An 18,970-nucleotide genomic window follows, 5' to 3' on the forward strand; every position below is an offset into this window, starting at 1 on the left:
CTTTTAAATCAATTAATCATTTACAATAGAAAATCCCGTCTTGGAATTAACAAGACGGGATTTTCTATTAAGTTTAAAAAACAAAGTATTAATTCTTACTCCATTCTGCTATGCTTTCTTTATTCATTTTTACGTAGTCTTGGTTTTTTGCTTTTTCAGCTGCAGCCAATGAAATTTTAGCAGTTTCAATAGCTCCTTTTTTATCACCAAGTTTTGCTTGTATCAATGATTTTAAACGGTAGTAAAAAAATGGTTTGTCCTGATTCATATCTAACGCTTTATTCACATAAACTAATGCTTTAGCATTATCGCCATTTGATTGATATAAAAATTGTGCCGCAGAAAAATAATCACCTGCAGTTGGACCTGCTAATGCTTTTTCTATACTTGCCATTGCCGTTTTTTGAGTAGGTACATCAAATTTTAAAGCTACATAAGAACTTTCCCAATACATTTCTAAGTAGGCAAAATTATTATCTAAATTACTTATTCCGATGGTAAAAGTTTCAACTGGTTTTGGCAAAGTCTCTTCCTTTACAGTTGTTCTTAATACGACATTAGCTTCGTTCCAAACTTCTGGATTTCCCCAATTATCAGTCGTAGAATAAAATATTATTTCCCAGCTTTCTATTTTAGGTACAGTGTACAAAGCATACTTACCTTTTTTGAGAGTCTTACCATCAATAACTACATCATCACTAAATGATATTGTTGTATTTTCATTAGCTCCCGTTCTCCATACTTTTCCAAAAGGGATTAAATTACCAAAAACAGCTCTTCCTCTGGCACTTGGTCTGGAATAATTAATTTCAACTTGGGTTAAACCAACGGTTTGATTGATTATCGCTCTAGGACTGGCTTGCGGTGTTTTAACTTGTGCTTCAATGGTGAAATTTGCAATAATGATAGCAAATGCAATTAGAATGTTTTTCATAGTGTCTATTTTTATGTTTTCCAAATTTACAAATTCAGGTATTCTAAAATGTTAATTATTCCTTAATTTGGAATCCATTTTTTTTACTTCCTCGAAATCCAATTCATTGAAATGATTAATTATAATATCTGCTTCCGATAAATCTTGATCTTTTGAATGAATGCTATTATAACCTACACACAAAATTCCAGCAGCTTTTGACGCTCTGACCCCGTTAGTACTATCTTCAATTACAATACAATTTTCTTTAGGAGCAACTGATAAACTCGCCGCATGTTCAAAAATCGCGGGATGAGGTTTTGATTTAGGAAAATCTTCTCCACTAACCACATGGGTAAAATATTGATGCAACCCAAAGCGCTTAAAAACACGCTCGATAGTAACTTTTGAGGCCGAAGAAGCCAATATCAATTGCATTCCGTTTTCGTGTAAATCTTTGATTAATTTCCCAACGCCCTCCAGCAATTCTAAATCTTCTTTACTGTCAAAAGCATCATTAAAAATGTTTCTTTTTCTTTGAATTAAATCCTCAACATTATGATTCAATTGAAAAGCTTCTTTCAAAGTCTGGAATGTATTTCTTGTGGAAAAACCAGTAAATGAGGTATACATTTCTTCAGTAACAGCAATATTTAATTCTTCAAATTGTTTGAAATAAGCATAACGGTGTACTGGTTCTGTGTCGACAATTACGCCATCCATGTCAAAAATTACTGTTTGTATCATTTTATTTTTAGATTATTAGACCTTTTAGATTTCTTAGATTTTTAGAACTGAATTCTGACAACTATTTCTTAAGCAAATACCGAATCGCCGTTTCCGCAGCATACAAACCAAATAATCCTGGCATATAACTATTCGTTCCGTAAAATGATTTTTTAAAATTGGAACCATCCGTCATTTTTAAACTGGATTCGTCTTGAATTTCAGAAGAAAAAACGACTTTCAATTTGTCAATTTTAAATTCTTTTAATCGTCTTCGGATGGTTTTTGCAAAGAAACAATTGACAGTATTTGTAATATCAGTCACTTTCACTTTAGAAGCTTCCATTTTTCCGCCAGCACCCATACTGCTTATAATTTTTACTCTTTTCCTTTTGGCTGCAATAATCAAATTCAGTTTTGGAGTTACGCTGTCAATGCAATCCAAAACATAATCAAATTCATCCGAAACAATCTCGAAAGCACGCTCAGGCGAAAGAAATTCCTGCACACGGGTCAATTTCAATTCAGGATTAATATCCATTAGTCGATCGCCCACAATAGTAACTTTGGGCTGTCCCACAGAAGAATGCAAAGCGGGTAACTGTCTGTTTATATTGGTAATATCAACTACATCTCCATCTACAATTGTCATTTTTCCCACTCCTGCTCTCGCCAAAAATTCGGCAGCAAAAGATCCCACACCACCAAGTCCTACGACTAGTACATTTGCATTTTGTAATTTATTTAAACCTTCTTTTTTAAATAAAAGTTCGGCTCTTTCCGTCCACTCTGCCATAATAAAAGTTTATTCGTTAATTTGGTTATCTGTTTATTTGTTTAAAAATAGTATCAAAATTACTATTCACCAATTCCTGTATTTCTTCTACCGAAACTCCTTTGTATTTTGCTGCCAAAGCATAAACGGTAGCCAAACTTTCTACAGCAGTATCCGTTTCCAAGAAAAATCGATCATTCGGCATACTTTTAAAAACGGTTTCCAGCTCGGGATTTAACAATAAATATTTCCCAAACGAAATATAAAATCCGTTTTCCAATAACTGTTTCGCTAACTGTTCACTTTTGGAAAACCCATGAATTAATATTGGAACCGTAATATTTAATTTTTGTATAGTTTCAATTAATTCCTGAAAAGCCGCAACACAATGAATCACAACTGGTTTTTGATATTTCTGTGCCAAAAGCAATTGCTTTTCGAAAACCAACTGCTGTAAATCCATTGGAACTTCAATGCGCTTATCAAGTCCGCATTCACCCAAAGCTAGGCAACTTGGTTCTTGCAATTTACTTTCTAATACTTCAAAATCAGATTCTAATCGTTCTTCAACAATAAACCAAGGATGAATTCCAATCGAATAAAATGGAATCGTTTCATCAAATTCCCAAGGATATTGATTTACTAATTCCAAAACTCCCGGTTGATTCGTGAATTTATGGGTATGTAAATTAAAGAACTCCATTAGTCATGGAATTTTTTAACTCCGGCTTTTATTTCGATATTCAAATCGTTTTCCAAAGGTACTTTTGGACAAGAATATTTATGACTGTAAGCACAATACGGATTATAGGAAGTATTAAAATCAATAACCATCGCTGCGCCTTCAGGAACTTTCATATCAATATATTTTCCACCTATATAGCTTTCATTACCGCAAGTCAAATCTGAAAACGGTAAAAATAAATAGTCTTTGTATTCCTCTTTTTTTGAAAGTTCAATATTTTTGTAAATATTCAGTTTAAAATCTTTTCCATCTAAAACAAAATAAGCTTCACCGTATTTTACATACATTGGTTTTCTTTCCCCGGTCGTCTTCATTTCAAATGGCTTTTCATTTTCTGTTCTGACAAATTTTGCGATCACAAAGAACTTCTCGTTTATAGGATAAAAATCTAACGTTTTAAAAACCGCTAAATCTTCCGCCAATAAAGGACTTGTGTTTGCATCGGCATACTCCGAGTTTATGACTTCTTGAAATTTAGTAACAGATGATGCATCGAATTTTTCTTGGCCAAAGCCAAAATTCAATTGCACTAAAAAAACGAATAGCAGAATAGTTCTCATTTTTATAATTTTAAGCAAAAATAGTTTAAAAGTTACAATGCTACAAAGACGCATCACTACAAAGTTTTCTACCTTTGCAAAATTAGAACTTTATATATGATCCAAACCGCTTTCCAACGCTACATTAACAATTTTAGAGGATTCACAAGAGAAGTATGGATTCTTACTTTGATTACTTTTATCAATCGCGCTGGCACGATGGTTTTGCCTTTTTTATCCAAATATTTAAAAGAAGATTTACAATTTTCTTACGCACAAGTAGGATGGATTATGGTTGCTTTTGGTTTTGGTTCCATGTTAGGTTCTTGGCTGGGTGGTAAATTATCTGATAAAATTGGCTTTTATAAAATCATGGTTTTCAGTTTATTTACCAGTGGAATTCTTTTATTCTTAGTGCAATACATTCGTACTTTTTGGGGATTGTGCATTGGGATGTTTATTATTATGACCGTCGCCGATATGTTTCGTCCTGCCATGTTTGTTTCCCTTGGCACGTATGCAAAACCTGAGAATCGCACCAGAGCATTGACTTTAGTACGATTAGCTGTTAACTTAGGTTTTACTGCAGGACCTGCTTTGGGAGGTTTAATCATAATGAATTTAGGATATAGCGGGCTGTTTTGGGTAGATGGAAGTTCTTGTATTGTTTCCATTTTGATTTTTGCATTATTGGTAAAAGAACGCAAAAAACCCGCCGACTTAAACTCGGTAAATAATGAAACCGAAATCCCTGCATCTGTTTTCAAAGATAAAATATTCTGGATCTTCCTGTTTGTATGTTTTGCCACTGCGATGTTATTTTTCCAACTTTTCACCACTTTACCCTTATATCACAATGAGAAATTTGGTTTAACTGAATTTCAAAGTGGACTTTTGTTATCCCTGAACGGATTATTAATCTTCTTTCTGGAAATGCCAATTGTCAGTTTCAGCCAAAGAAAAGGTATTGATAAACTCAAAATTATCCTTTGGGGCAGCTTACTGATGTCCATAAGTTTTTACCTGCTTTTGATAAATACTTGGGCAGGAATATTAGTAATCAGCATAATCATAATCACTTTTGGTGAAATGTTCATCTTTCCTTTCTCCAATTCTTTTGCTCTAAGCAGAGCTCCAAAAGGACATGAAGGACGCTATATGGCGTTATTTACCATGAGTTTCAGCTTAGCGCATATTGCGAGTTCTAAGACTGGACTGGAACTCATTGGTCATTTTGGCTACCAAACCAATTGGTTTTTCATGGGAACCCTAGGATTACTTTCAGTGTTGGGCTGCATTTGGCTGCAAAAATTAGTGCAATTAGAAAATAAATAGCTGGTCTTTTAACACATTATTATTCGATTTTTTCATCTAAATGATTTCGGTTTCAGTTTCAAACTTAAAATTTAGTTAAATAACTATAAAAATAGTTTGCAAACTAAAAATATAGTTGTACGTTTGATTTAAATAAAGAAATCATGCAAAAGTTAACTAACAAAGAAGAAGAAATCATGCATATTTTATGGAAGCTAAAAAAAGCATTCGTAAAAGAAGTCATGGCAGAAATCACTGAAGATCAACCTCATTACAATACCCTTTCAACTATTGTACGTAACTTGGAAGAAAAAGAATTTGTGTCACACAATGCATTTGGAAACACACACCAATACTTCCCCATCGTGAGTATTGAAGACTACAGAAAACGCTTCATGAATACAGCAATTGATAATTACTTTAATAGCTCGTATAAAAACATGGTTTCCTTTTTTGCCAAAGAAGAAAAAATTTCTGCCGCCGAATTACGAGAGATCCTGACCATGATTGAAAATCAAGAAGAAAAAAAATAATTCCTGATTAATAGTAGTTTTATTCAAACCAAAAAACACAACCGCAATAATTTATAATCCAAAGCTTATGGAAGCACTATTTATTTATCTCATCAAATCCAGTGGATTAGTTGCTCTATTTTATATAGCTTATGTTTTACTGTTACGCAAAGAGACCTTTTTCAACAGTAACCGTTGGTTTTTATTGGCTGGATTAGTTACTTCAGTTGTTTTACCATTTGTTTTTATCACAAAAATAATCTGGGTTGAACCTGCTGCAACTCCTATAAATTGGTCAAATGTTCCCATGACTAATCATTCAGAGGAAAAAACATTCGAAGATTATTTACCACTGCTTACAGCTCTTTCGTACGGAATTGGAATACTGCTTTTATTGGCCAAATTTGCTTTTGATTTTTATAGTTTGAATACAGTTCTAAAAGGAAAATCCATTCAACAACAAGCCGATTTTAAATTTATAGATACCAATGAAAATGTAGCGCCATTTTCCTATTTCAATACCATCGTTTACAATTCGGCTTTATACACTGCCTCCGAATTAGAAAATATTCTGGAGCATGAGAAAGTACACAGCGAACAAAATCATTCCGTTGATGTATTGATTTCGAGATTATTTTGCATCGTATTTTGGTTCAATCCATTCATTTGGTTGTACAAAAAAGCAATTTTACAAAACCTTGAATTCATTGCAGATAATGAAGCCACGAAAAAAATATCCGACAAAAAAGCCTATCAGATTACGCTTTTAAAAATAACAACACACGAGAATTGTGTTGCCATTACCAATCATTTTTATCAATCATTAATCAAAAAACGAATCGTTATGTTAAACAAAAATCAATCAAAAAAGTGGAATTCATGGAAGTATGCTTTAGTGGTCCCTGCATTAATCGCTTTTGTCCTATTATTTCAAATTGAAGTAGTAGCGCAGGAAAAAGCAAAAGAAATGACAACTACTGTCAAAGAAAGTTCTGATAAGGAATTACAAACGGAACTTAACCTAAGTACAGCAGACACTATTAAAAAAATCACTGTACACAAAAAAAAAGAGGGCAATAATACTGTAGATGCAGATGTAATTAAGACTATGAATGTTAATAAAGACGGTGACAAGTCAACTATTAAAATAATCACTAAAAATAGTAATGATATTCCGGACGACACTCAAATTTTTGTAAACGGAAAAAAAATAAGCAAAGAAGAATTAGACGAATTAGATCCAAATGAAATTGAGACAATCAATGTAAACAAATCTGATTCAAAGAATTCTACCCAAAACACAATAAGAGTAGTTACTAAAAAGAGAACTCAATATTTAAACAATAAAGAACTTCCTGAACCTCCAACTCCACCTACGCTACCAAAATTTCCAAGTGGACCAATGCCAACAGCTCCAAAACCTGATATGTCAAAAATGCCAGTTCCTCCTACTCCTCCTAAGGATAAGACGGATAGAAAAGCAATGGTTCAATTTGAGAAAAAAATGAAAGAATTCGAAAAAAAAATAGAAGCATTCGAACCAGACATGCGCGCTTATGAAAAAGAAGTAGAAGAAGTAATGACTAAGCGCGAACAAATATTTGAAAAAGAAATGGCTAAGTACGAAGAAGCTATGGAAAAGTACAGAGAAACCATGGAAAAACGCAATAATTAATCTTAAATTTCTGAAAATCATTATAAAAGACGGCCTAAATCAAGACCGTCTTTTTTTATATCTTTGAAAAAAAACAACATGTATAAAATCCTGGCAAAAATCAATAAAATATTATTACCTAGTTTTACTAAACAGCGATTGGATTTGGCTAAAGCCAAGAAATGGCAAATGGCAATTATTGGTTATCGATATTACGTAACAACTCATGCTTTAACTAATAAGTAATCGCAGCAAAAATCTCATTTCCATTGATTTTTGCTCTTCCGTTTAGGAAAGCCAATTCCATCAAGAAATTGCATTGCACGATTTCACCACCCAATCTTTCTACCAGCTCACAAACCGCTTTTGCCGTTCCTCCCGTTGCCAAAACATCATCGTGAATCAAAATTCGGTCTCCGTTTTGAATCGCATCGATGTGAATTTCTAAAGTATCCGTTCCGTATTCTAAATCATAAGCTGCAGAAATCGTTTTATAAGGTAGTTTATTCGGTTTTCTAACCGGAATAAAACCAACATTTAATTCCTGTGCGATAAGCATCCCAAAGAAAAATCCTCTGCTCTCTACTCCTACAACCTTGTCTATTTTTTTATCTTTTAGTGTTGAAACCAATAATTCAAGGCATTTATTCCTAGCTTCTGGGTTAATTAATAGAGGAGTGATGTCTTTGAACAAAATTCCTTCTTTAGGAAAACCCTGAATATCACGTATATACTTTTGTAAGGACATATTTTTTTATTTTTTTACAAATTTAGACTTGCAAATTACACATTTATCCTTATATTTGCACCCGCTAAGACGCCTTAATAAGATGTCAACAGCAAAAAAATGGCCTTGTGGCGCAACTGAATAGCGCACTTGATTACGGCTCAAGAGGTTACTGGTTTGAATCCAGTCAAGGTCACAAAACCCCAATAGATATTGGGGTTTTTTTATGTTTTTTATCGAAATTATACGAGCCAGGATAATGAAAAAACATCAAAAAGCAAATACATCCCAAATGCATTATTTTATACGCTCTCTGAATTTGTCCCACTTTGGAGTATCGCCAATTTATTTAAGAAAACTGCAGTCCATAAATTAGATTTCTAAAATTAATGACCTCCACTTATTTTATTATCAAAATTAATTCCTTGACTTTTAAGAATGCTACTTACTTTCCACGCATAGAAACATAAGTAAGAAAAACATAATACACCTACAATATAACTATTTTGAATGCCGATACTTTCAGAAACAAATCCTTGAAACCAGCTGATAATTCCGCCACCCATAATCATCATAATCAGGAAACTACTCCCTTGACTTGTATTTTTACCTAATCCGCTTACAGCTAATGTAAATATACAAGGCCATAATGTGCTGCAAAACAAACCAACGCTTGTAATTGCGTAGACACTTGCAATACCGCTAGTTAACATTCCTATTAAGAGGGATACTATTCCTAAAGATGAAAATATAAGCAACATTCTCGCAGGATTTCCCTTACTAGCAATATCTGCTGCAATAAGCACCAAAATGATTAATCCGTAAACATAAAAGGGAGTTAAATCATGTTTAGCAATCGCATTTACTATTAAAAAAACACCAAAAGCTAAGTAGGGAGCTAAAAATCTCAGAATTTTTCGCAATTTAATCTCACTGGTAAAAGCCTCTACAGCTCCGGTCCATCGGCCAATCATTAAACTCGCCCAATACAATGAAATGTAAGGTGCAACGTCTTGAGTCAAGAAACCTAATTTGGTTTCCATATAAGCAGGTAAATTGCTTGCTGTTGAAACCTCAACCCCTACATATAAAAATATAGCAAACATTCCTAAGACCAATTGAGGGTATTCCAAAGCAGATTTCTTCGCGATTTTTGTTTCATCGACTACTTCAGCTATGGTCTTTGGTTTATCAGGAAGCGAGGAAAATTTTAATAAAACAGCAACTAATAAAAATGCAAACCCTAAAATTAAATAAGGAATCTTAACACTTTCTATACTCATTGTAGTACTACCATTTGTATTTGAGCCAAAAATCGCAAAACTAACAATTAAAGGACCGATTGTTGTTCCTAAATTATTGATCCCTCCAGCCATCGTGAGACGTTGTGATCCCGTGGAAATTGGACCTAGAGCAATAGCTAAAGGGTTCGCAACGGTTTGTTGCAAAGAGAAACCTAATCCTACGATAAATAATCCGGCTAACATTAGCGTATATGACCCTGAATTAGCAGCAGGATAAAACAATAAGGTTCCTAGAGCCGAAATAAATAAGCCTAATGATAATCCATTTTTATAACCTATTTTATTAACTAAATCCTTTCTTATCAATATAGAAATCCCCATGTAGAGTAAGGAACCAACTGTATAGGAAATATAAAAAGCTATTGAGACAAACTGACTTTGCCCCTGTGATAAATCAAAAGCTTTTTTAAATACAGGGATTAAAATATCATTACTGGCAGCAACAAATCCCCAAAAAAAGAATACTACGGCTAAAGGGATAAATTGTCTCCATTTTGTTTGTAAATTTTCTGAATTCATAATCGAATAAATTGTTATTTTTAGATTGGTTAATTACTATTTCAATATTCTTTCTATAAATATTGATTGTTTTATGGTCTTGCTAAATTTCAAGCTTACATTAATTTTTTTAAGCTTTTATAAACAGCTAACTCAACATCAGCATGCTTTTTAGAATTACATTGTTCCAATAAATTATTTAATAAAGAAGGATTAACTTTTTGTTTGTTTTCTATAACTAATAAAAGTTGTTCGGAAATATCCTTAAGACTGTTGGATAAAGGTAAAAGTGGTTGAATTAGTGGAGCATTTGAACTTAAATTAATTAAATCCTCGTTCATAACTATCCATTTTCTAAAAAAACTAGTTACCAAAATCTGATTCCCTATATTTTTATTTTCTAAATAGTTGTTTACTGCTCTATCAAAATCAAATGCATCAAAAGCATCAGTTGTACAAGCATCAGCAAATAAAGTGAATGGAGAATACATCTGATATTCGGTTCCGCCATTATTTCGGGAATATATTTTCAATGGTTCACAAACATTCGAAAAATCTTCCAAAGCAGCTGTATTTTGATTGTTACTGATATTTCTTAAAATCACTTCTTTGTTTCGCAAATGTGTAATTCCAAGTTCTTCTAATCTAAATGAAATCATTTTCAATCTTTTGCGCAGGCTATTTAAATCGGTAACATCCTCATTAGACCATAATCTTTCCGCTATTGCTGCTGTTCTTGGCCAAATTCTGGAATCAATATTCAAAGGAGTAACAAGTTCGCTCCACATTGTCGCTTCTCCTCCTAATATTCTTGCCTTTTCCTCAGCGGTGAGTACAGTATTTTTGGGTATCGGATCGTTCAAATAATGATCAGCCACGCCTTGCATCAAATCGATATAATAACCATTCGATAAAACGGTTTTATACCCGTTTTTTGCGGCTGCAATTAGTGATCCTCCAGAAGACATTCCTTCATTTAAACCTTTCCAAGAATGAATGATAGCATTTTTAGACATGTTTTTTGTCATGATCTCTTCCCATCCCATCAATTCTTTATTATGCTTTTTTAGCATCGGGATTAATCGCATTGTAAAATAAGTTTGCAACTCATGGTTATTAGCCAACTTATTTTTCTTTTTAAATTCTTGTATTTTAATATTTGAATCCCAATCTTTACCCTCATTTTCATCTCCTCCAATATGAATATAATTCCCAGAAAACAGCGGACAAACCTCATCAAAAATCTCACCTAGTAATTGATATGTTTTTGGATTTGAAGGATCTAATGTTGGTGTAAAAATCCCTGCATTTCTTTCGATCGAATACGTTGTCAATGCTGAAGATTGCATTTTACCTTTTGAAGTTCCATTAGTGAAATTAGTTGTCTTACTTCCAATTTCTGGATAAGCAGTCAATAGTGCCGAAGCATGACCAGGAACGTCAATTTCCGGAACTACTAAAATACCTCTTTGATCCGCATAATTTACAATATCCTTAATTTCTTCCTGGGTAAAATATTCACCATCCGAAGCCATTTTAGTAAGTTTTGGGTGTTTTTTTATTTCAATTCTCCAACCTTGATCATCCACTAAATGCCAGTGAAAAACGTTCATTTTTACCGCAGCCATGGCATCTAGATTTCTTTTGATAACAGCAACTGGCTGAAAATGTCTTGCCGCATCAATCATGAGTCCTCTCCAGGTAAATCTTGGTGAATCCGTAATAATAGCAGTTGGAAAGTAATACGAAGTGCTATTATTTTGCAACATTTGCAATAACGTTTCCAGTGCATGAAGCGCACCAAGATCTGTTGTAGCATTAATAATTATTTTATTAGACTTAATCTCTAATTGATAACTTTCGTCTTCATTTATCCCTACTTTCCCGTTTCGAACACAATTTATTTGTAATGCTGCTTCTGGATTTTCATTGACTTTTGTCAAAAAGCCTTGTTCAAAAAACAAACCTGTTCTTCCGTCTAATCTTCGTAAAAAATTCGTCGCTCCTATAAAAATTCTAGCATTAGGATTGCCGGTAATATTTACGTTAAAATTTTTGCTTAAAGCAAAAGTACCGGCAGTCAAATTTATATTTTGTGGCCACGGCATAAGATTTAATGACGTAGATTGTATTTGAGCATTAGAAACAAAAACTGCGAATACTAAAATTAAGGCGTATTTCATTTTTTTATTCGTTTTTTAATAATCAAAACGCTTAAAAGCTTCAATAGCTTCATATTCAGCTAAACCTAAATCATCATACAATTTAGCAGTATGCTTATTACGATCTTCTGCTCTTACCCAAAATTCTCTCGAGTCATTTCCTTGAAACATTACTCTGTCTTTTTGCGATTGATGGTATAAAATAGCATGTCGTTTCAGCAAAACTTCATCTGGGCTTAAAGGAACAGCCATATCTATTTCATGGATATCCCATTCGTGCCAAGCTCCACGATACAACCACAACCAGCAATCATTCATATAAGATTCTGACTTCAGTTGTTTCATTGCAGCAAAAATCGCATTCAAACAAACTTCATGCGTACCGTGAGGATCTGCTAGATCACCGGCAGCGAAAACTTGATGGGGTTTAATTTTTGCGATGATATCCTTTACAATTGCAACATCAGCAGTACCTAATGGATTTTTCTTTATTTGGCCCGTTTCATAAAAAGGCATATCCAGAAAATGAATATTCTCTTCTTTTAAGCCAATATATCTTGTGGCAGCATACGATTCTCGACGTCTGATGAGGCCTTTTAGCTTTCTGACTTCTAATGAGTCGATTTCATTCTCCTTTTTTATTTTTAAAAAATCAATAACCGCTTGAAAATTCATTTTAGTTGTATCATCTCCAACGAAATCGTTGCAAACTTCGGCAAATTTGAGTGCTTCATCATCTGTAACAGCAATGTTTCCGGAGGTTTGATACACCACATGAACATCATGCCCTTGTTTTATTAATTTTGAAAAAGTTCCACCCATGGAAATTACATCATCATCAGGATGCGGACTAAAAAGAATTACTCGTTTCTGGGCTGGATTGGCTCTTTCGGGTCTATTAGAATCATCAGTATTGCGCTTACCTCCCGGCCATCCGGTTATGGTATGCTGTAATACATTGAACATATTGATATTTAGATCATACGCAGAACCTTCCAAAGCCAAAAGATCAGACATTCCGTTATTATTGTAATCTCGGTCTGTCAGCTTTAGTATTGATTGTTTTGTTTCTTGGCAGAGCCAAACAATAGCTTTACGTTTTAATTCTTCTGTCCAAATGCATTCTCCAACTAACCACGGAGTTTTAAACCTAGTTAACTCTGAAGCCGCAGATTGGTCTAAAACGAAAGTCGTATTGGTATGATTTTGTAAAAAGGTAGCAGGAATTTCAGAGCTTATATCACCCTGAATAGTCCTTTTTATGATTTCTGCTTTATTTTGGCCCCAAGCCATCAACACAATTCTTTTGGATCTCAGAATCGTAGAAACTCCCATTGTAATCGCTCTTTTAGGAACGTTATCAATCCCATTAAAGTCAGAGGAAGCATCAACTCTGGTAATGTGATCCAAAGTAATTATTCGAGTTCCTGAATTAATGTGGGAACCCGGTTCATTAAATCCTACGTGACCAGTACGACCAATTCCCAATAATTGAAAATCAATCCCACCAGCATTTTTTATTTTCATTTCATAATCAATACAATATTGATTTAGGTTTTCAATTGTAACGGTTCCATCAGGAATATGTATATTTTCCGGCTTGAAATCAACATGATTAAAAAGATGCTGATGCATGAAATAATGATAGCTTTGATTATTCTCTTTTGTCATTGGATAATATTCATCCAAATTAAAAGTGACTACATTACTAAAACTAAGTCCTTCTTCTTTATGCATTCGTACCAATTCCTCGTAAACCTTTATAGGTGAAGAACCAGTTGCCAAACCAAGAACACAAGATTTATTTTTCTCTTGTTTGGATTTAATTAACTGCGCAATTTCTTGAGCAACAACAATGGAAGCTTCTGTTGAGTTTTTGAAAATTTCGTTATGAATTTTTTCAAATCTTGTTTCTTCAAATTTACCGGCACTTTTATAGCTAATGTCTGGTTTAATTTCTAAAGCACTTTTCATTTTTGTTATTTTTAGTTCTTAATAATCAAGATATGTATATTATAATAATTTCATTTTTAATAATTTCACCTCATCTCCGTTTGCTGTTTCACTAGAATCGGTAATGGCCGATGAATGATAAAAGGAAGCATTTGTTTTTTGTTTTAATAATGCAATATTGGATGACCGCAAGCCACCACCAGGCATGATGGCGATTCGATTGTTAGCTTTTCCGACTAATACAGCCAATACATAAATTCCTTCGACTACATTTTTTTCTTGTGCTGACGTTAAAATGGTTTTAAAACCACATTCAATTACAGATTCAAGCGATTGATTTATGACTTTTACCACATCAAAAGCGCGGTGAAAAGTACATGGAAGCGGATGTGCCAGTGCTACTAATTCCTTGTTTTGCTCTTTATTAACGCTTCCATCTTCTTTTAAAATTCCAAAGACAAATCCATCAACATTTAGTTTTTTGAATTGTTCAATTTCCGTTTTCATTTGCTCAAATTCGCCATCCGAATAGACAAAATTTCCACCACGAGGCCTAATCATTACATTCAAATCGATAGAGAGAACATTGCGGACAGCTTTAGTTATTTCAAAATCAGGCGTCGTTCCGCCTTCTTTCATATTGGCACACAATTCTACTCTATCAGCACCATTTTCTTGTGCAATAATGGCCGATTCACGATTAAAACACGCTATCTCCAGTTTACTTTGTTCCATTTATTTCATATGTAGTTCCTATTGTTTTTATTGGAATATGTAATTCGCATAATATGATGAGTGTTTGCATTAAACTCTGGTTATGCTTATTTCAAAAAATAATCGGCATCAATTAATCGGTTTCCCGTTGCATCATTAACAGCATAGTTAAAACCTCCTTGTATACAATAAGAGCCATATTCTCCTTGCTTATTCAAGGCAATAAAACCAACTTGAATATCTTTTAACTCTTTATTTCTATTCTTATTCAATTTTACAATTCGAGCAACTGCTTCTTCACACGCTTTTTGTGGTGATTTACCTTGACGCATCAATTCGACGACCAAATGACAACCTGAAATCCTGATCACTTCTTCTCCGTGACCTGTGGCTGTGGCTGCTCCAATTTCGTTATCAACATATAATCCTGCTCCAATAATTGGGGAATCTCCCACACGGCCGTGCATTTTGAAAGCCATTCCGCTTGTAGTACAAGCACCGGAAAGGTTTCCGTCTGAATCCAAAGCAATCATCCCGATAGTATCGTGATTTTCAATATTGGCAATAGGCTTATATTGACTGGTTTTCAACCACTCTATCCATTCTTTTTCGGATTCTTCTACTAATAAATTCTCTTTTTTAAAACCTTGTGATAAAGCAAACTGCAAAGCACCGTCTCCTACTAACATTACGTGAGGTGTTTTTTCCATCACTGCTCGAGCCACTGAAATAGGATGCTTAATATATTCCAAACAAGCTACCGAGCCAATATTAGCATTTTCATCCATGATACAGGCATCAAGTGTAACCCGCCCATCTCTATCAGGTCTTCCGCCATACCCAACACTCCTTTCTTTTGGGTCTCCTTCCGGAATTTTCACCCCAGCTTCAACAGCATCAAGGGCGCGTCCGTTATTTTTTAAAATTTCCCAAGCGGCAGCATTCGCTTCAATTCCAAATCGCCAAGTAGAGAGCACAATGGGTTTCTTTACTTTTTTGGATAAAAAACCACTCTCCTCCTCCGGTTTCCCATTAAATGAATTTAATGCCACAGCAACTGAACCTATCGCTGCGGTTTTTATAAAATTTCTACGGTTTGTCATATTTTCTATTTTATATTAACCCTGATTTCATTTAAAAACTAGTACACTTGAACAAATTCTTTAAATATTAAAACACTACATTTTACACAGTAAACTGGTTGCTCCCAGCAAAGCAGCTATTTCATTATCGGCAGAAACCAAAACAGTAACTTCAATGCCTGCAATCTTTATTTTCTCTTGAAAAGAAGGAAGGAAATAAGCACTTGCATTTGCAATTTTTCCCCCAATTATGAAACTGTCAGCCCCAAAACTTTTTAACCACGGAATTACAATCTCCGCTAAATCCTCTCCCATTTCCTCAAGTACTTTTATTGCCATAACATCTCCAGTTTTAGCAAGACAAAAAAGTTCAAGACTATTGCTGATTTCTAAACCACTTGCAGCTTTATAACCAGATAAAAGCCCTCGAGCTGAAACATAATCTTCCGCAATTCCAGTTTTAAATGGAATATTATACAACTCGCCATCTGCAGGTACTTTAGTTCCTGAATCTATTGCTTTGCCATTGTCTATAAAAGAAGCTCCAAGACCAGTCCCAAGTGTAACTGCCATAAGTTTTTTTGAACTATTTTCTACATTTTTAAAAAATTCTCCTTTACCAAAACAATTCGCATCATTATCGAAAACAATCGGTAAATCGTTAGACAAATTCAGTCTTTCTCGAATTAATTCACGAATGTTTAAACTATAAAAATGTTCGTATTTTGCTTGGTCTTTTATCCAGCAAATACCATTTGTGTAATCAAATGGACCTGGCACGCAAACTGCTAAACCTATCAAATTTCCTATACCAGAATTCTTCCATGAAGTACGGATAGCTTTCTCCCAAATATCCAAAATCTCATCGGCAGGCAAGTTAGAATCAAAAGACTCTTTATGCACTGAAAAATCAAGCACTCTCATCTCGTTAATAGCTATAACTGCCACAGTAATGTGAGTTCCTCCAATATCTAAACCTAATGCATATTCTTTATTCATTTATTTTTTTCTTGTATTTACTTTTTGTTTCATTATCTCTAATCTATTCTACTATAATTTCATCCGCAAATAACCATCCCGATTTTCCTGCTCCGCTATGACCTGGAGGACAAAGATTATTTTTAGCCGTTACTCTGATATATCTTACTTTTTGCATTGCAAATGCTGCACTGAAATCATATAAAACTGTTTTCTGATTAATATCAATTGGGTTGTTGATTGTTTTTATTTCAGTAAAGGTGATTCCATCAGTTGACACTTCAAATTTCACGGATTGCGGCAAAAAAATCCAGCTGCCATAATTTTGCAAACAGCCTAATGAAATACTTTTAATTGGTTTTGGTTCACCCAAATCAACTGTTGCAATCATATCTTTCCCACTGAATCCATGCCAATATTTACCAACCGCATTAGTACCTCGAACACCATCCGTTAAAGAGTTTGGACCATCGGCCAAGTAATATTGGCTTACTGGATTAGTATATTGTACCGGTCTTCCAAGAGCTTTATGCATCACAAAATTTTGTTTTGCAGCTTGTGGACCCTTTATCTGACCATCTACAACAGTGGATGCTTTTAGCACAAGAGAAGATTTGACAGCAATAGGTTGTTCGTATTTTTCGCTTTGCAAAGTAGGTTCTGAACCATCAGTTGTGTACCGAATTTCTCCGTTCAGTGCTTCCGAATAAAGATTCACCAGCAATTGACCGTTTTGAGAAGAAGGTTTAATATCTACCGTAAAATTACCGGGAGAATAATGCAACCCTTTTTGTCCGTATCCTTTAAACTGATATTGCAATCGTTCGCTAAAGTTATCCCAATTTTTATTTTCTTTGGGAGACCATAAAACTTCTGCTAAAGCTGCCATACGAGGCAGTACCATGTATTCCAAATGCTCTGTAGTAGTAATAAATTCTGTCCAGACGTTACCCTGAGCACCTAACACATATTTCTCTTCCTCCGCATTTAACTCTTTTGGAATAGGTTCATAATCGTATACTTTTTTTACCGTATTAAAACCGCCAATAGCAAAAGGTTCTCCTTCTGGTCCTGCTTGATAATGGTCAAAGTAACATGGAGAACCCGGAGTCATCACTACATTATGTTTCATTTTTGCCGCTTCGATTCCACCAGCTTCACCACGCCAGCTCATCACAGCTGCTTCGGGAGCAAGTCCACCTTCTAAGATTTCATCCCAGCCAATCATTTTTCTTTGCTTGCTGATGATAAACTTCTCCATTCTTTTCATGAAGTAACTCTGCAACTCATTTTCATCTTTCAGTCCTTCTGCTTTCATTCTTGCCTGGCAACGGGAGCATTTTTTCCAAGGGGCTTTGTCAACCTCATCTCCACCTAAATGGATATAAGTTGACGGAAAAAGTGCCATGACTTCAGTTAAGACATCCTGCAAGAAAGAGAATACTTCGTCATTACCGGCACAATAATTAGATGACATATTGGTATAATTCCCACCTGTTAAGGGCAACTGCGGCTGTTGTGTACAACTCAATTGCGGATAAGACGCAATAGCAGAAGCCACATGTCCAGGCATTTCGATTTCAGGAACAATCGTTATGTTTCTTTCTGCGGCATATTTTACAATGTCATTAATCTGTTCTTGTGTATAAAATCCGCCGTAAGTTGGCTGTTCTCTTTCTTTAGCCTGAGGTCTTTCTCTCCAATTCAAATTGGTATGATCCACTCTCCAAGCACCAATTTCAGTAAGTTTTGGATATTTTTTTATTTCAATCCTCCAGCCTTGGTCGTCTACAAGGTGCCAGTGAAACACATTCATTTTATAAGAGGCCATAAGATCAATGTATTCCTTTATTACGTCAGGACCAAAGAAATGACGACTTACATCCAGATGCATTCCTCTCCATTTAAAACGAGGATAATCATTCACTTGCATAACAGGTACTTCCAAAGCTGCATTAGTACGTATCGCCGATAGGGTTTGGAATACCGATTGCATACCGTAAAAAATACCTTTAGAACTGCTTGCTTTAATGACAATAGCAGTTGGCGATACATTTAACTGATATCCTTCATCTTGAATGTCTTTATCAATTACAAGCTCAATTTTTTTCGCTGCCGTCTTATTGGATTTCAAAGAAAATCCTGAAATATTTTTAATATAGGAAGCAAAAAAATGGGCAGTTGCTTTAAGCTCTTTTTGTGATTTTTTGTATTTAATAGCCGTATTTCCATCAATCGTAAAGTAGCCATTTCCTATTTTAAGATCAACAGGTTTTGGAATAATGGAAGGAAGTTGTTGCGCATTTATTAACATTGAAGTTACGAAAAGAAGTAGTACAACTGTTTTTTTTAATATCATAAGGTTTTTTTTATA

Annotated in this window: 17 protein-coding genes and 1 tRNA gene; 5 read left to right on the forward strand and 13 right to left on the reverse strand. The window is 34.4% G+C overall.

The window, feature by feature from the left end; translation table 11 throughout:
• Positions 1-88 precede the first annotated feature (88 nt).
• From BUC23_RS04215 to BUC23_RS04235, 5 genes are all read right to left on the reverse strand, one after another.
• A complete protein-coding gene (locus BUC23_RS04215; RefSeq protein ID WP_073205946.1) occupies positions 89-934 on the reverse strand; it encodes a DUF2911 domain-containing protein in 846 nt (281 codons plus the stop codon).
• A 51-nt stretch (positions 935-985) separates the two neighbouring features.
• Positions 986-1,660 carry an HAD family hydrolase gene (locus BUC23_RS04220; RefSeq protein ID WP_073205949.1) on the reverse strand — a complete coding sequence of 225 codons (675 nt, stop codon included), beginning with the start codon at positions 1,658-1,660 and terminating at the stop codon, positions 986-988.
• A gap of 61 nt (positions 1,661-1,721) precedes the next feature.
• On the reverse strand, positions 1,722-2,435 hold the full coding sequence (locus BUC23_RS04225; RefSeq protein WP_073205952.1) for a tRNA threonylcarbamoyladenosine dehydratase: 714 nt from the start codon (positions 2,433-2,435) through the stop codon (positions 1,722-1,724).
• Between the two features lie 25 nt (positions 2,436-2,460).
• Positions 2,461-3,117, reverse strand: a complete 657-nt coding sequence (locus BUC23_RS04230) for a TatD family hydrolase (RefSeq protein ID WP_073205957.1) — start codon at positions 3,115-3,117, stop codon at positions 2,461-2,463.
• The gene (locus tag BUC23_RS04235) at positions 3,117-3,719 is read right to left on the reverse strand and encodes a DUF1684 domain-containing protein (protein WP_073206774.1); all 603 of its coding nucleotides are present in this window, start codon (positions 3,717-3,719) and stop codon (positions 3,117-3,119) included. Before BUC23_RS04235 ends, BUC23_RS04230 begins: the two co-directional genes overlap by 1 nt.
• 96 nt (positions 3,720-3,815) lie before the next feature.
• Between BUC23_RS04235 and BUC23_RS04240 the strand changes: the two genes are divergently transcribed.
• The 4 genes from BUC23_RS04240 (at position 3,816) to BUC23_RS04255 (ending at position 7,424) form a co-directional block, all read left to right on the forward strand.
• Positions 3,816-5,033, forward strand: a complete 1,218-nt coding sequence (locus BUC23_RS04240) for an MDR family MFS transporter (protein ID WP_073205961.1) — start codon at positions 3,816-3,818, stop codon at positions 5,031-5,033.
• Positions 5,034-5,176: 143 nt separating this feature from the next.
• Positions 5,177-5,545 (forward strand): BlaI/MecI/CopY family transcriptional regulator, encoded by a 369-nt coding sequence (locus BUC23_RS04245; RefSeq protein WP_073205964.1) that lies wholly within the window; start codon positions 5,177-5,179, stop codon positions 5,543-5,545.
• 67 nt (positions 5,546-5,612) lie between these two features.
• Positions 5,613-7,199 carry a M56 family metallopeptidase gene (locus BUC23_RS04250; RefSeq protein ID WP_073205968.1) on the forward strand — a complete coding sequence of 529 codons (1,587 nt, stop codon included), beginning with the start codon at positions 5,613-5,615 and terminating at the stop codon, positions 7,197-7,199.
• A gap of 78 nt (positions 7,200-7,277) precedes the next feature.
• Positions 7,278-7,424 carry an SsrA-binding protein gene (locus tag BUC23_RS04255; RefSeq protein ID WP_073205970.1) on the forward strand — a complete coding sequence of 49 codons (147 nt, stop codon included), beginning with the start codon at positions 7,278-7,280 and terminating at the stop codon, positions 7,422-7,424.
• On the opposite strand, the gene BUC23_RS04260 is transcribed toward BUC23_RS04255, so the two are convergent.
• Complete coding sequence (locus BUC23_RS04260; RefSeq protein ID WP_073205972.1) at positions 7,414-7,926, reverse strand: adenine phosphoribosyltransferase; 513 nt, start codon at positions 7,924-7,926, stop codon at positions 7,414-7,416. The two genes, BUC23_RS04255 and BUC23_RS04260, sit on opposite strands and share 11 nt — an antisense overlap.
• Positions 7,927-8,027: 101 nt before the next feature.
• Between BUC23_RS04260 and BUC23_RS04265 the strand changes: the two genes are divergently transcribed.
• Positions 8,028-8,101 (forward strand) — tRNA-Arg (locus tag BUC23_RS04265).
• 190 nt (positions 8,102-8,291) lie between these two features.
• On the opposite strand, the gene BUC23_RS04270 is transcribed toward BUC23_RS04265, so the two are convergent.
• The 7 genes from BUC23_RS04270 to BUC23_RS04300 all read right to left on the reverse strand — a co-directional run bounded on the left by BUC23_RS04270 (position 8,292) and on the right by BUC23_RS04300 (position 18,955).
• On the reverse strand, positions 8,292-9,728 hold the full coding sequence (locus BUC23_RS04270) for an MFS transporter (RefSeq protein ID WP_073205974.1): 1,437 nt from the start codon (positions 9,726-9,728) through the stop codon (positions 8,292-8,294).
• 95 nt (positions 9,729-9,823) lie between these two features.
• Positions 9,824-11,890: a beta-N-acetylhexosaminidase gene (locus tag BUC23_RS04275; protein WP_073205977.1), complete on the reverse strand. Its 2,067-nt coding sequence runs from the start codon at positions 11,888-11,890 to the stop codon at positions 9,824-9,826.
• A gap of 15 nt (positions 11,891-11,905) precedes the next feature.
• Positions 11,906-13,843, reverse strand: a complete 1,938-nt coding sequence (gene nagB / locus BUC23_RS04280) for a glucosamine-6-phosphate deaminase (RefSeq protein ID WP_073205980.1) — start codon at positions 13,841-13,843, stop codon at positions 11,906-11,908.
• Between the two features lie 39 nt (positions 13,844-13,882).
• On the reverse strand, positions 13,883-14,557 hold the full coding sequence (locus BUC23_RS04285) for a copper homeostasis protein CutC (RefSeq protein ID WP_073205984.1): 675 nt from the start codon (positions 14,555-14,557) through the stop codon (positions 13,883-13,885).
• An 86-nt stretch (positions 14,558-14,643) separates the two neighbouring features.
• Positions 14,644-15,639: an isoaspartyl peptidase/L-asparaginase family protein gene (locus BUC23_RS04290; RefSeq protein WP_073205987.1), complete on the reverse strand. Its 996-nt coding sequence runs from the start codon at positions 15,637-15,639 to the stop codon at positions 14,644-14,646.
• 75 nt (positions 15,640-15,714) lie between these two features.
• On the reverse strand, positions 15,715-16,617 hold the full coding sequence (locus BUC23_RS04295; RefSeq protein ID WP_073205990.1) for an ROK family protein: 903 nt from the start codon (positions 16,615-16,617) through the stop codon (positions 15,715-15,717).
• A 43-nt stretch (positions 16,618-16,660) separates the two neighbouring features.
• The gene (locus BUC23_RS04300) at positions 16,661-18,955 is read right to left on the reverse strand and encodes a glycoside hydrolase family 20 protein (RefSeq protein WP_073205994.1); all 2,295 of its coding nucleotides are present in this window, start codon (positions 18,953-18,955) and stop codon (positions 16,661-16,663) included.
• Positions 18,956-18,970: the final 15 nt, after the last annotated feature.

This window comes from Flavobacterium xinjiangense (assembly GCF_900142885.1).
Lineage (GTDB): Bacteria > Bacteroidota > Bacteroidia > Flavobacteriales > Flavobacteriaceae > Flavobacterium > Flavobacterium xinjiangense.

What these genes read in the sequence shown, in the direction of transcription:
- BUC23_RS04215 (WP_073205946.1), bottom strand. Translation starts at nt 934, where the DNA reads ATGAAAAACATTCTAATTGCATTTGCTATCATTATTGCAAATTTCACC.
- BUC23_RS04220 (WP_073205949.1), bottom strand. Translation starts at nt 1,660, where the DNA reads ATGATACAAACAGTAATTTTTGACATGGATGGCGTAATTGTCGACACA.
- BUC23_RS04225 (WP_073205952.1), bottom strand. Translation starts at nt 2,435, where the DNA reads ATGGCAGAGTGGACGGAAAGAGCCGAACTTTTATTTAAAAAAGAAGGT.
- BUC23_RS04230 (WP_073205957.1), bottom strand. Translation starts at nt 3,117, where the DNA reads ATGGAGTTCTTTAATTTACATACCCATAAATTCACGAATCAACCGGGA.
- BUC23_RS04235 (WP_073206774.1), bottom strand. Translation starts at nt 3,719, where the DNA reads ATGAGAACTATTCTGCTATTCGTTTTTTTAGTGCAATTGAATTTTGGC.
- BUC23_RS04240 (WP_073205961.1), top strand. Translation starts at nt 3,816, where the DNA reads ATGATCCAAACCGCTTTCCAACGCTACATTAACAATTTTAGAGGATTC.
- BUC23_RS04245 (WP_073205964.1), top strand. Translation starts at nt 5,177, where the DNA reads ATGCAAAAGTTAACTAACAAAGAAGAAGAAATCATGCATATTTTATGG.
- BUC23_RS04250 (WP_073205968.1), top strand. Translation starts at nt 5,613, where the DNA reads ATGGAAGCACTATTTATTTATCTCATCAAATCCAGTGGATTAGTTGCT.
- BUC23_RS04255 (WP_073205970.1), top strand. Translation starts at nt 7,278, where the DNA reads ATGTATAAAATCCTGGCAAAAATCAATAAAATATTATTACCTAGTTTT.
- BUC23_RS04260 (WP_073205972.1), bottom strand. Translation starts at nt 7,926, where the DNA reads ATGTCCTTACAAAAGTATATACGTGATATTCAGGGTTTTCCTAAAGAA.
- BUC23_RS04270 (WP_073205974.1), bottom strand. Translation starts at nt 9,728, where the DNA reads ATGAATTCAGAAAATTTACAAACAAAATGGAGACAATTTATCCCTTTA.
- BUC23_RS04275 (WP_073205977.1), bottom strand. Translation starts at nt 11,890, where the DNA reads ATGAAATACGCCTTAATTTTAGTATTCGCAGTTTTTGTTTCTAATGCT.
- nagB (WP_073205980.1), bottom strand. Translation starts at nt 13,843, where the DNA reads ATGAAAAGTGCTTTAGAAATTAAACCAGACATTAGCTATAAAAGTGCC.
- BUC23_RS04285 (WP_073205984.1), bottom strand. Translation starts at nt 14,557, where the DNA reads ATGGAACAAAGTAAACTGGAGATAGCGTGTTTTAATCGTGAATCGGCC.
- BUC23_RS04290 (WP_073205987.1), bottom strand. Translation starts at nt 15,639, where the DNA reads ATGACAAACCGTAGAAATTTTATAAAAACCGCAGCGATAGGTTCAGTT.
- BUC23_RS04295 (WP_073205990.1), bottom strand. Translation starts at nt 16,617, where the DNA reads ATGAATAAAGAATATGCATTAGGTTTAGATATTGGAGGAACTCACATT.
- BUC23_RS04300 (WP_073205994.1), bottom strand. Translation starts at nt 18,955, where the DNA reads ATGATATTAAAAAAAACAGTTGTACTACTTCTTTTCGTAACTTCAATG.